Annotated in this window: 11 protein-coding genes; all 11 read left to right on the top strand. The window is 69.6% G+C overall.

The genetic code is table 11. The features are described from left to right. The first annotated feature begins 309 nt into the window (after positions 1-309). The 11 genes from leuA (at position 310) to AC0VY3_RS00160 (ending at position 11,626) form a co-directional block, all read left to right on the top strand. Positions 310-2,022 (top strand): 2-isopropylmalate synthase, encoded by a 1,713-nt coding sequence (leuA, locus tag AC0VY3_RS00110; RefSeq protein WP_103509437.1) that lies wholly within the window; start codon positions 310-312, stop codon positions 2,020-2,022. 80 nt (positions 2,023-2,102) lie between these two features. Further along, the gene (locus AC0VY3_RS00115) at positions 2,103-2,888 is read left to right on the top strand and encodes a thioesterase II family protein (RefSeq protein ID WP_475548618.1); all 786 of its coding nucleotides are present in this window, start codon (positions 2,103-2,105) and stop codon (positions 2,886-2,888) included. Between the two features lie 40 nt (positions 2,889-2,928). After that, complete coding sequence (locus AC0VY3_RS00120; protein ID WP_103509434.1) at positions 2,929-3,231, top strand: phosphopantetheine-binding protein; 303 nt, start codon at positions 2,929-2,931, stop codon at positions 3,229-3,231. Continuing rightward, complete coding sequence (locus AC0VY3_RS00125; RefSeq protein WP_475548619.1) at positions 3,228-4,472, top strand: cytochrome P450; 1,245 nt, start codon at positions 3,228-3,230, stop codon at positions 4,470-4,472. Before AC0VY3_RS00120 ends, AC0VY3_RS00125 begins: the two co-directional genes overlap by 4 nt. 168 nt (positions 4,473-4,640) lie before the next feature. Further along, entirely contained in the window at positions 4,641-4,853 is a 213-nt protein-coding gene (locus AC0VY3_RS00130; protein WP_103509489.1) for an MbtH family NRPS accessory protein, read from the top strand. Continuing rightward, a complete protein-coding gene (locus AC0VY3_RS00135) occupies positions 4,850-5,608 on the top strand; it encodes a thioesterase II family protein (protein ID WP_475548620.1) in 759 nt (252 codons plus the stop codon). The genes AC0VY3_RS00130 and AC0VY3_RS00135 overlap by 4 nt, the downstream gene beginning before the upstream one ends. Before the next feature lie 17 nt (positions 5,609-5,625). Next, positions 5,626-7,428 carry a non-ribosomal peptide synthetase gene (locus tag AC0VY3_RS00140; RefSeq protein WP_475548621.1) on the top strand — a complete coding sequence of 601 codons (1,803 nt, stop codon included), beginning with the start codon at positions 5,626-5,628 and terminating at the stop codon, positions 7,426-7,428. Next, positions 7,425-8,654 carry a cytochrome P450 gene (locus tag AC0VY3_RS00145; RefSeq protein ID WP_475548622.1) on the top strand — a complete coding sequence of 410 codons (1,230 nt, stop codon included), beginning with the start codon at positions 7,425-7,427 and terminating at the stop codon, positions 8,652-8,654. The genes AC0VY3_RS00140 and AC0VY3_RS00145 overlap by 4 nt, the downstream gene beginning before the upstream one ends. Next, a complete protein-coding gene (locus AC0VY3_RS00150; protein ID WP_475548623.1) occupies positions 8,651-9,388 on the top strand; it encodes a thioesterase II family protein in 738 nt (245 codons plus the stop codon). The genes AC0VY3_RS00145 and AC0VY3_RS00150 overlap by 4 nt, the downstream gene beginning before the upstream one ends. A 94-nt stretch (positions 9,389-9,482) precedes the next feature. Continuing rightward, positions 9,483-10,481, top strand: coding sequence for a TauD/TfdA family dioxygenase (locus AC0VY3_RS00155; protein WP_475548624.1), 999 nt, complete (start codon positions 9,483-9,485; stop codon positions 10,479-10,481). A gap of 68 nt (positions 10,482-10,549) precedes the next feature. Then, positions 10,550-11,626: a thioesterase domain-containing protein gene (locus AC0VY3_RS00160; protein ID WP_475548625.1), complete on the top strand. Its 1,077-nt coding sequence runs from the start codon at positions 10,550-10,552 to the stop codon at positions 11,624-11,626. Positions 11,627-11,629 lie beyond the last annotated feature (3 nt).

Genomic DNA, 11,629 nt, shown 5'->3' on the forward strand with positions numbered 1-11,629 from the left:
TTCGCGCCGCTCCGGGCGAACCCGCCCAGGTGGCGGCACCCCGGGCGATCCGACCGGCAGTACGGGGCGCAAGTCACCGGTCGGCTGCCCCTGATGCTGCCGATCCCGGGTCGCCGACGCTCCTAGGGTCGTGATCCACGGACGAACCGCAGAGCAACGGGACCCGCGGGTACCCGCCCGCCGCCGCCGTTCCGGCTCTCCCGCCATCACATGCGACACCCCTGCACGCCGACCCCGGGGCGGCGTATGCCTCGAAGTAGAACATTTCCTTTCAATTTGGGCAGAGGACCACTGATGTCAAGCACACTCATGGAGCGGCCCGCCTTCGCGGCCGCCGCCACCTCACTGACCGGTTCCGTTCAGCAGCCGAGCGGTATGCCGGTGCACCGCTACAAGCCCTTCGAAGGGCCGGAACTGCCGGACCGCCGGTGGCCGACGCGCAAGCTCCGCACAGCTCCCCTGTGGTGCTCGGTGGACCTCCGTGACGGCAACCAGGCGCTGCCCGAGCCCATGGACCTGGCGCGCAAGCACCGGCTGTTCCGGCAACTCGTCGCCATGGGCTTCAAGGAGATCGAGGTCGGTTTCCCGTCGGCGAGCCAGGTCGACTTCGACTTCGTGCGCGAGCTGATCGAACAGGACCTGATCCCGCAGGACGTGACCATCCAGGTCATCATGCAGGCACGCACCGAGCTGATCGAGCGCACCTTCGAGTCGCTGCGAGGCGCCCCGCGCGCCGTGGTCCACCTGTACAACTCCGTCTCGCCGCTCCAGCGCCGAGTGGTGTTCGGTGCGGGACGTGAGCGCATCCTCGACATGACGGTGCAGGCGGTCAGGCTGATCACCGAGCTCGCGGAGCGGCATGTCGGCGGAGAGATCCTGTTCGAGTACTCGCCGGAGTCGTTCACCGCGACCGAGCCCGAGTTCGCGCTGGAGATCTGCGAGGCCGTGATGGACGTGTGGCAGCCGGCTCCGGGACGCCCGATCATCATCAACCTGCCCGCGACCGTCGAGTGCACCCTGCCCAACGAGTTCGCGGATCAGGTCGAGTGGATGGACCGCAACCTGAGCCGTCGCGAGCACATCAGCCTCTCCGTGCACCCGCACAACGACCGGGGCACGGGCGTGGCCGCGGCCGAACTCGCGGTCCTGGCCGGGGCGGACCGGGTGGAGGGCTGTCTGTTCGGCAATGGTGAGCGCACCGGCAACGTGGACCTGCTGACGCTCGGCATGAACCTCTTCTCGCAGGGCGTCGACCCGATGATCGACTTTTCCGATATCGAGACGGTCCGTCAGGTCGTCGAGGAGTGCACGCAGTTGCCGACCCATCCGCGTCACCCGTACGCGGGTGATCTGGTGTACACGGCGTTCTCCGGCTCCCATCAGGATGCGATCAAGAAGGGGTTCGACTCGATGGAGCGAGCGGCGCGGAGCGCCGGAGCTCATGTCGCCGACAGCCCCTGGGGCGTCCCCTACCTGCCGATCGACCCGAGGGATGTCGGCCGCTCGTACGAGGCGATCATTCGCGTCAACAGCCAGTCGGGCAAGGCCGGGGTCGCGTACCTGCTCAAGACGGGGCACGGCTTCGACCTTCCCCGCCGCCTCCAGGTGGAGTTCTCCCACCTGGTCCAGCAGCACAGCGAGGAGAGCGCCACCGAGGTCGGGGGCGCGCAGGTGTGGGAGCTCTTCGCCCGGGAGTTCCTGGCCGAGGGCACGCGGCTGCGGCTGACCGGCGCGGCGGTCGGCACGGCGACCGGCGTCGTCGAGGCGGAACTCGACGGAGCCGCCCATGGCTTCCGGGCCGGCTGCGGTGAGACGTTCGCCGAGGCGCTGCGGGGCGCGGGGACCGATGTGGTCGCGCAGTCCCTCACCGTCCAGCCGGCCACCGCCGAGAACCCCTCGGTGGTCGTGTACGCCGAGTGCGCGATCGGCGGGGAGAGCGTCTGGGGCGTCGGCGTCCACCTCGACGAGGCCGACGCGGCCGTGTGCGCCGTGGCCTCCGCGGTCAACCGGGCCGCCCGGTAACACCGCGCCCCGCTTCGGACCGGGCGCCGTGCCACGGCACTCCGCCAGGTGTTCAGGCCCATGAGACAGGCAGGACCACGATGTTCAGAGATCTCCGGAAGCGTCCCGAGACGTCGTCCAGCGGGCCGACCGAGGAGCTGACCTGCTATTTCCTTCACCATGCGGGCGGTTCCGCCGCCGGCTTCACGCCGATGGCACGGTCCTTCCCCGCCGGCTGGCGGCTGCGCGCCGTCGACCTTCCGGGCCGCGGCTCGGCTTCCCTTCAGCCGCACTGCCGCGATGCGGCAGAAGCCGTGGAGCTGCTCATGCCCGCCCTCCTGGCCGACGTGAACGGACCGTACTGCGTGTTCGGGCACAGCATGGGCGCCCTGATCGGATACGAACTCGTCCGGGCGCTGGAGCGGGCCGGTTCCCCGCCCGTCTGGCTCGGGGTGTCCGCCATGCCGGCGCCCGAGCTGGCGAGCGCCCGCTTCTCGGAACGCCGCGACCTGTGGCCACCGGAGCGGTTGGTCGATTTCATGCGGGCGCTGGGCGGCACCCCGGACGAGCTGCTGGCCGACCCCGGGACGGCGGACTGGATGGTCGGCATCCTGCGGGGTGACCTCCACCTGGTGGACACCTACGCATACGCGCAAGGACCGCCCGTCGACGTACCGATGTCGGTCTTCATGGGAGCCGACGACGAGCTGTCCACGTCCGAACTGATCGACGACTGGCAGTCGTACTGCACCCGGCCCGTACGTTTCCACTTCCTGCCCGGGGGCCATTTCTACCTCTTCGACCAAGCCGAGGGTCTGGCCCGGGCCATGGCCGAGGACATCGAAAAGGCCGAGGAGACGGTACTGCCGGAACCGCAGTCCGCGTGAAGTCAATACATCGTCCCTGACGGAGAAGGAAAGACTGACAATGGAATCACCGACGAAAACCGTTCTGCTGCAGGGCGAACAGGGCGGGGCATCGGAACAGCTCGACCCGTCCGTTTCCCTTGCGCAAGAGATTGTGCATCTCTGGGCGGAATATCTCACCGAGCACGAGGTCGGGCCGGACGGCAACTTCTTCGAATGCGGGGGAAATTCGCTGATCGGTATCCAGATTCTTGAGCGGATTTCGCAGATGTACGGAGTCGAGCTGTCCGTACGTGCCTTCTACCTGGCGCAGACCCCGGCTCGGGTTGCCGAGCTGATCGAGCGGGACAAGGCTCTGACGTGAGGCTGACACCGGGCACCGGCGGCGACATCGGACTCGCCGATGTCGACCTGCTCGACCTCGACCTCTTCACGTCGGGGGATCCGCACCGGATCTGGGACGTGATGCGGGCGAAGGAGCCTCTGCATCACCAAAGGCTGTCGGACGGCCGGGAGTTCTGGTCGGTGACCCGCTACGACGATGTCTGTCGTGTGCTCGGCGACCATCGCGAGTTCACCTCGGAGCGGGGCACGGTGATCACCCATCTCGGGGAGGACGACGTGGCGGCCGGCGTGCTGCTGACGTCCACCGATCCGCCCCGGCACACCGAGGTCCGTCGGCCGATCGCGCCCAAGCTCACCGCACGCGTGGTGAAGTCCTGGGAGGACGGTATCCGGCGGGCCGTCGTACGGTTCCTCGAACCGGCCCTCGACGGCTCCGTCTTCGACCTGGGCGAGCAGGTGCAACGTCTGCCGGCGATCGTCACAGGTCCGCTCCTGGGAATCCCGGAGAAGGACTGGGACGAACTCGTCCAGCTGACCTCGATGGTGATGGCCCCTTCGGACCCGCACTTCAAGCTGGGCAGCGAAGCGGCGACACTGGCCATCTCCCACCACGAACTCGTCGACTACGTGACCCGCTGGGTCAAACGGCGCCGGTCGGACGGGGGCGGGGACGGGAGTCTGCTCGACCACCTGATGAGCGTCCGCGCGGGAGACGCGCCGCTGACCGACGAGGAGATCGCCCTCGACGGCTACAGCATCCTCCTGGGCGCGAACATCACGACCCCGTCCACCATCTCGGGCACCGTGCAGGCGCTCATCGACCACCCCGAGCAGTACGCGCGGGCCGCCGCCGACCTGTCGTCGGTTCCCAACCTCGTCGAGGAAGGGCTGCGCTGGACGTCGTCCGCGTGCAACTTCATGCGCTACGCGGTGGACGACGTGGAGATCGGCGGGGGCACGGTCCCCGCCGGCGGAGCGGTCGTGGCATGGATCGGGTCGGCCAACCGGGACGAGTCCCGGTTCCCCGATCCGCATACCTTCGACATCACGCGCGCCAATGCGAAGCGCCAGGTCGCTTTCGGCTTCGGACCGCACTTCTGTATCGGGGCGCCACTGGCCCGGATGACCCTGCGCATCTTCTTCGAGGAACTGCTCCAGCGGTTCAGCTCGATCGAACTCGCCGGAGAGCCGCAGCATCTGCGGTCGATCTTCATCGCAGGGATGACGCATTTCCCCATCACGGCCCGGAAACGCCTGTGATGGTGCGGATTTCCCCAGGGATCCGCCCCCGTGCACCGCAGTTGCCGCTTTTCTGCCTCAGCAGCTGCCGGAATCCGTCGACTACGGGTTCTAGCCTGAATTCCTGAGCTTCATCTGGGAGGGCCGCCGCCCTTGAGCTCACCCACCCACATCCTGATCGGAGTAGTGATGAGTAAACCCTCATGGGAAACAGTGGAGAGCGCCACATGGCTGGCCGTGTGTACGACGGAAGGGCGGCACAGTGTGTGGCCCGCCGGCCTTTCCGTTCCCCCCGGATGGAGTGAAGCCGGGTACCGCGGCGACAAGGCCGGCTGCCTGGAGTGGATCGCGGCGAACTGGGTGGACTCCCGCCCGGCCGGTGTGGGCCGGGTGCACATATGACCGTGCGAGCAGGCGGCCGGAAGTGGCTCGTCCGCGATGTCGATCCCGACGCGCGAGCCCGGGTGTTCTGCTTCCCGGTAGCAGGAACAGGCGCCTCCGCCTATCGCGACTGGCCCACCCGGACCGGGGACATCGAGATCTGCCCCGTGCAGCTCCCGGGCCGTGAGAACCGGATCGGATCCCCCGCCCATACGTCCATGGAGGAGTTCGCCAAGGACGCGGCCGACGCACTCCAGCCGTACCTGGACAAGCCCTTCGGCCTCTTCGGCCACTGCTTCGGGGCGCGCCTGAGCTACGGCCTCGCGGTCGAGCTCGCCGCCCGTGGCTGTCCGGCACCCCGGCAGATCTTCGCCTCCTCCTGTCTGGCTCCCCACCGCGGCGGCTACTTCGGCGGCGGCCGCTCCGGCCCCTTCACACCGGAGACCACGGACGAGGAGTACATGGAGGAGCTGCGCCACGGCTGCGAGCAGCGCGGCGAGCCCGCACCCCCGGACGAGCTGCTCGCCCTGTCCGTCCAGGTGCTGCGCGCCGACATCGCGCTGACCTGCGGCTACCAGCCCCCGGGCGCGGGCAGCACGCCCTTGGACGTCACCACCATCTCCTGGACCGGGGACACCCACGTACGTCCCGACGAGATGGACGAGTGGTCGGCCTACGGAAATGTGCACCACATCCTGCTGACCGGAGACGACCACACCCACCGATCGGCACCGGCGGACCTGCTTCAGGTCATCGCAGACGGTCTCCCCGAATGAAGAGGACTGCTCGCACCGTGAACACGGACGACCGCACCGCCCTGGGCGTGCCCCTCACCCTCACCGAGCTCTTCGCCCGGTCAGCCGCCGCGCACGGCGACTCTCCGGCGGTGTCGGACGACTCCGGCCGTCGGCTCACCTACGCCGAACTCGACCGCGCGTCGGCGGAGCTGGCCCAGCGCCTCATCGACGAAGGCGTACGCCGCGAGGACCGGGTGGGCATCCACCGCGAGCGGGATGTCGACCTCGTCATCAGCATTCTCGGCGTACTGCGGGCCGGCGCGGCCTACGTGGCCGTGGACCTGCGGTACCCGAAGGCCCGGCGCGAGCTCATGCTCCGCGCGGCCGACGGCCGCCTGACCCTGGTCGGCCCGGGCGAGCGGGAACAGCTCGGGGACCGGGTACGCACCGTGGTCTGGGAGTACGACGCCGAACGCGCCCGGGCCGACGCCCCGAAGGCCGGACTGCCCGAGCCGGCCCCGCAGGACGCCGCGTGCGTGCTGTTCACCTCCGGCTCCACCGGCACCCCCAAGGGCGTCGTGGTCGAGCACCACAACCTCGTGCACTTCGCGACGAATCCGCTGCTGCCTCGGATCGGCCCCGCCGACCGTGTGGCCCAGATCGCGAACATCTCCTTCGACACCTTCCACTGGGAGCTGTGGAGTTCGTTCTGGGCCGGTGCCGAGATCGTCATGATGCCCTCGGTGCCCGACCTGGTGAAGGGCGACCCCGGCCGCGAGCTGCGCCGCCGCCGGATCACAGCGCTGCTCTCGCCGACGATGGCCTTCAACCACATCGCGGCCGAGGACGCCGACGTGTTCTCCTCGCTCCGGGTGCTGCAGACCGGTGGCGACGTGGTCCGTCCCGCCGCCTGCCGCGACGTGCTCGCGAGCAAGTTCTCGGGCCAACTGGTCAATCTGTACGGGCCCACCGAGGGAACCACCGCGGCCACCGCGTTCACCATCACCGACGTAGCGCCGGACGCGACGAGCGTGCCCATCGGCGCCGGTCTCGCAGGCGTACGACTGCACGTCCTCGACCCGCAGTTGCGCCCGGTCCCGAAGGGCACACCGGGCGAGCTCCACATCGGCGGAGCCGGCGTGACCCGCGGCTATCTCCGTGATCCCGCGCGAACGGCGGAGCGGTTCCTGCCCGACCCGTTCGGCACTCCCGGATCCGTCATGTACGCGACCGGCGACCTCGTCAGCGAGCGCCCCGACGGCGTACTGGACTACCTCGGCCGGAACGACGACCAGGTGAAGATCCGCGGCTACCGGGTCGAGCCGCGCGAGGTGGAGCGTTCGCTGCTGACCTGCTCCGGCGTTCTCGACGTCGCCGTGCTGTCGCAGGGCGAGGGCCAGGACAAGCGGCTCGTCGCGTTCGTCGTGCCGCAGGGCAGGACCACCATGCCCGAGGTGCGTGCGTACGCCGAGGCGACCATCCCGGACTTTCAGGTGCCTTCCGAGTTCGTTCAGGTGCCGGAGATCCAGTCCACCCCGCACGGCAAGCGCGACACGGCGGCGCTGCTCCAGCTCCTGGGCGACCGGGACCGGCGCCGCAGCGACTACGTGGCTCCGCGCACGGACAGCGAGCGCTACCTCACCAAGGTCTGGGAGGAGCTGCTCGGCACCGAGCGGATCAGCGTCAACGACGACTTCTTCGAGCTCGGCGGGAACTCGATGCTGGCGTTCCGCATGAGCCGCCGGATCAGCCGGGACCAGGCGGCGGGCATCAGCCTGCAGGACGTGCTCGGCAACACCGTGCTGTCCGACATGGCGCTCGCCCTCGACACGTCGACGAGCAAGGAACCGACCGCATGACGCAGACCCTGATGTCGGCCTCCGACATCGACCTCAACGACACCGAGGCTTTCGTCACGGGCGACCCGCACGCGCTGTGGGCGCGGCTGCGCGAGGAGGCTCCGGTCCACTGGAACCCCACGCCCGAGGGCGGGTTCTGGGCACTGACCAAGTTCGACGACGTGCTGATGGCCTTCCGGGACACCGAGACGTTCAGCTCGGAGCACGGAACGGTCATCGGCGGATCGTTCCGCAACGAGCTCGACACCGCCTCCGGGCGCATGCTCGTCACCTCCGACGCCCAGCGTCACCGGCAGCTGCGCCGCCGGATGCACCGGGTGTTCTCCGCGAAGATGATCGAGCGGGTGACGGAGACGGTCCGCCAGCGGGTCGCCGTCGTGCTGGACAGGATGTGGGCCGACGGCGGCGGCGACTTCACCACCGACGTGGCCCGCGAGCTGCCGGCCGGTGGTCTGATGGCCCAGCTGAACATCGGGCACGCCGACGCGCTGCACCTGCTGCGCCTCACCCAGACCATGATCGGGTACCGGGACGAGGACCACAGCCTCGGCATCGCGCACGAAGGGCTGCGGCTCGCTACGGCTCAGGCGGACGTCTTCGACTTCTTCCTGGACCTGATCGCCGAGCGCCGGGCCGAGCCGGGCGACGACGCGGTGAGCATCCTGCTCCGGCCCGAGCCGGGCGAGCGTGAACTCGACGAGGACACGCTGCTGTTCAACCTCATGAACCTGGCCATCGGCGGCAACGAGACGACCCAGCACAGCGCCAGTGGTGGTCTGCTCGCGCTGATGGACGACCCGGCGCAGTGGGAAAGGCTGCGGGCGGACCCGAAGCTGGTCGGTACCGGCCTCGAGGAGTTCGTCCGCTGGACGTCCACCGCCTCGTACGTGCAGCGGCAGGTCACCAAGCCGGTCGTGGTGCGCGGCGTGCCCCTGGCCGAGGGCGACTCGGTCACGCTGTGGACGGCGTCCGCCAACCGCGACGAGGACCAGTTCCCCGACCCGAACCGGTTCGACCTCGGCCGCACCCCCAACCGCCATGTCGGCTTCGCCAGCGGGCCCCATCACTGCATCGGCGCCGCGATGGGCCGGACCGCGCTCGCCGCCCTGCTCCAGGGACTGCGCGAGCGGCCCGGCCGGCTGGTACCGGCCGGAGCGACGGTCCGGCTCCGGTCGAACTTCATGCTCGAGTACAAGAGCGTTCCCGTCGAGGTGACCGCGGGATGACCGTCTGGACCCTGCAGCCCATTCCGGCCGACGGCGACTACCTGGTCTTCGGCGTACCGTACGCGGGCACCGGAGCCGCCTCGTTCACGGCGTGGCCGCGAGAGCTCGGCGCGGGCCGGTTCTGCGCCGTACAGCCGCCGGGCCGCGAGAACCGGTTCGGCGAAGCCCACGTCGGCAGTCACCAGGAGTTCGCGGAGGGCCTGGTGGCGGAGATCGCCGACCAGCTGGACCGGCCGTACGCGCTGATCGGGCACTGCGGTGCGGTGCCGTTCCTGCTGCAGATCGCGGCTCATCTGGAGAAGCAGGGGCTGCCGGTCCCCCGGCGGCTGTTCGCCTCCGGGTGGGGCGCTCCGCACAAGGGGCTCTACGGCAGGCTGAACTTCGTCGACCTCGACGAGGTCGACATGGTCGCCGAGATCGAGGAGCGGTGTGCGGCGCTGGGCCACCGACTGCCGCCGGAATTCCTGGAGATGGCCGCGGAGACCCTGCTTGCCGATGTGCGTCTGCAGCGTGGCTACCGGGCCGAGGCGCTGCCCAGCCGGAACATCCCCGTCTCGGTGATCGGCTGGACCGAGGACGCTGTCGTCCCGCAGGCCGAGGTCCGGCCCGGATGGGACGAGTGCGCCTCGGCCACGTACCACGTTCTCGAGGGCGACCACTGGGAGTTCCTTCGCTTCCCCCGAGCGCTGCGCGACCTCGTCGAGCGCGAAATGACCGCCGTGATCAGCGCGTAGACGGCCGATGCGGCTCGTGACCGCCACACACCACGCAAACGAACGCGGCGTGCCATCCAGCATCAAGGCCGCGTAGACGCTCGAAGGACCAGACATGCCCATTCCCGTGTTGAGCCATCGAACCTCCGAGGACATCGACCGACCGAGCCTGACGCTGACCGACCGGGAGCGCACCGAGGTGCGCGCCCTGGCGGAGGAACTGCACCGGTCCCCGGCCGCCGGGCAGGTCGACGACCCCCGCTGGCTGGCGCAGGCGCGGCGGCACAGCTGCCGGCTGCCGGTCCGGCTGCTCGAAGCCCTGCGCGACTTCCGCTCCGCGCCCGGTCCCGGCGGAACCCTGCTGGTCGGGAACCTCCCCGTCGACGCGGATACGCTGCCCGGCACTCCGTCCGTGCCGGACTCGGTGGAGCGCAGGGCCACGGTGCCCGCTGCGACGGCGATGCTTCTCGGCCAGCAGCTCGGCGATGTGTTCGCCTTCCGCAACGAGAAGCACGGGGCGCTGGTGCACAACGTCGTGCCCGTCCCGGCGCTGGCCGCCTCGCAGAGCAACGGCGGTTCCGTCGAGCTCGGACTGCACAACGAGAACGCCTTCCACCCGCACCGGCCGGACCTCATCGGGCTGCTGTGCCTGCGCAGCGATCACGAGGGCACGGCGGGCACCCTGTTCTCCTCCATCAGGCGGGCGCGGGTGCTGCTCGACGACAGCGACGTGGCGATGCTGCGCCGGCCCCGCTTCGTCACCGCCGCGCCGCCGTCGTTCCGTGCGGGCGACGCGACCACCGCGCACGGCGTCCTGAACGGCTCGTTCGACGACCCGGACATCCAGGTCGACTTCAGCGCGACCAGGGCACTTGACGACGAGGCCGGCGCTGCGCTGCGCCGGCTCGGCGCCGCCCTGGCCGAGGTGGCTTCGGAACTGGTGCTGCGGCCGGGCGACATGGCGTTCCTGGACAACCGCCTCGTGGTGCACGGCCGTACCGAGTTCACCCCCCGCTACGACGGCAACGACCGCTGGCTGCACCGGGTCTACGTCCATCTGGACGGGCGGCCCGGCCTGTCGCACCGGATCGGCCCGGGGCCTGTTCTGGCCTAGGGGGCGTCCTGCCACCCCCTGGGGCGGCCTGCCGACCGCCCGTGAGACTCCCGTAAAGGACCAAGCGTATGAATGCAGCTCAGACGGCTGTCATCCCGTCGGCCGAACCGGCGGCGCCGAGCCTGGTGCGACAGATCCTCCTGGACATCTGGAGCACCACGCTCAAGCGCGATGTGACCGTGCACGACAACTTCTTCCGAGCCGGGGGCGATTCGCTGACGGCCCTCGGCACCATCGAGCAGATCAACCAGCGCCTCGGCTGGCGGATCAACCTGGGCGACCTGATGCGGTTCCAGACCATTGCCGAACTGAGCGCGGAGAAGGCGCAGCCGCAGGCCGCCAACACCGAGACCGCGCTGATCCGGATGAGCAATCAGGGCTCGCGCACTCCGATCGTCTTCGTCCACGCCGGGCACGGCATGGTCGACGGATACGGGCGGCTCGTGCGGGAGCTGGGCGCGGACCGGGCCTGCTACGGGCTGCAGTCCCCCTTGCTGGTCGAGGGCGCCGGGAGTGTGCCGGACGACATCCAGGGGCTCGCCGGGCGCTACGCGGACGCGCTGCAGGACGAATTCGGCGAGGACGAGTTCCATCTCTTCGGCTCCTGCGCGGGTGGCGCGCTCTGCCTGGAACTCAACCGCATCGCCGCCGATCGCGGGCTGACCATCGGCCGGACGATCGTGGTGGACGGCTACCTCGAACAGCACCCCGTCGGCGCGATGTCCGAGGACGAGCTGATCGTGGACTTCTACGAAGGCGTCCTGCGCATGTCGGGCACCACCGGACGGTTTCCGGCGATGAGCCCGCAGGACGCCGACCTCGACGTGGCGTTGCGCAACTCGGCCGCCGCCATGTTCGGCGCGGGCCTGGGCTTCGACGAGCGGGCCGAGGCGTTCTGCCGCCGCCTCCACACCTCCTTCGTCAGCACCGCGCGGGCGTGGGAGTCGTACCGCCCCGAGCCCGCGGACGTCGATCTGCTGCTACTTCTCGCGCAGGACAACCACACGCTCGACGCGTGGAGTTCGGTCGTCAAGGGCGAGCTGACCGCGGAAGTGCTGGATTCCGAGTTCTACGGCCAGCGGCTCTGCATCGAAGAGGCCCCGTATCTCGTGGCCCGCACCACCAACTACCTGGGCGAGAACTGATCA

Source organism: Streptomyces sp. iso_384 (genome assembly GCF_056172905.1).

Excerpts from the sequence above, each read along its gene's own strand:
- leuA (WP_103509437.1), top strand. The coding sequence starts at position 310 with ATGGAGCGGCCCGCCTTCGCGGCCGCCGCCACCTCACTGACCGGTTCC.
- AC0VY3_RS00115 (WP_475548618.1), top strand. The coding sequence starts at position 2,103 with ATGTTCAGAGATCTCCGGAAGCGTCCCGAGACGTCGTCCAGCGGGCCG.
- AC0VY3_RS00120 (WP_103509434.1), top strand. The coding sequence starts at position 2,929 with ATGGAATCACCGACGAAAACCGTTCTGCTGCAGGGCGAACAGGGCGGG.
- AC0VY3_RS00130 (WP_103509489.1), top strand. The coding sequence starts at position 4,641 with ATGAGTAAACCCTCATGGGAAACAGTGGAGAGCGCCACATGGCTGGCC.
- AC0VY3_RS00135 (WP_475548620.1), top strand. The coding sequence starts at position 4,850 with ATGACCGTGCGAGCAGGCGGCCGGAAGTGGCTCGTCCGCGATGTCGAT.
- AC0VY3_RS00145 (WP_475548622.1), top strand. The coding sequence starts at position 7,425 with ATGACGCAGACCCTGATGTCGGCCTCCGACATCGACCTCAACGACACC.
- AC0VY3_RS00150 (WP_475548623.1), top strand. The coding sequence starts at position 8,651 with ATGACCGTCTGGACCCTGCAGCCCATTCCGGCCGACGGCGACTACCTG.
- AC0VY3_RS00155 (WP_475548624.1), top strand. The coding sequence starts at position 9,483 with ATGCCCATTCCCGTGTTGAGCCATCGAACCTCCGAGGACATCGACCGA.
- AC0VY3_RS00160 (WP_475548625.1), top strand. The coding sequence starts at position 10,550 with ATGAATGCAGCTCAGACGGCTGTCATCCCGTCGGCCGAACCGGCGGCG.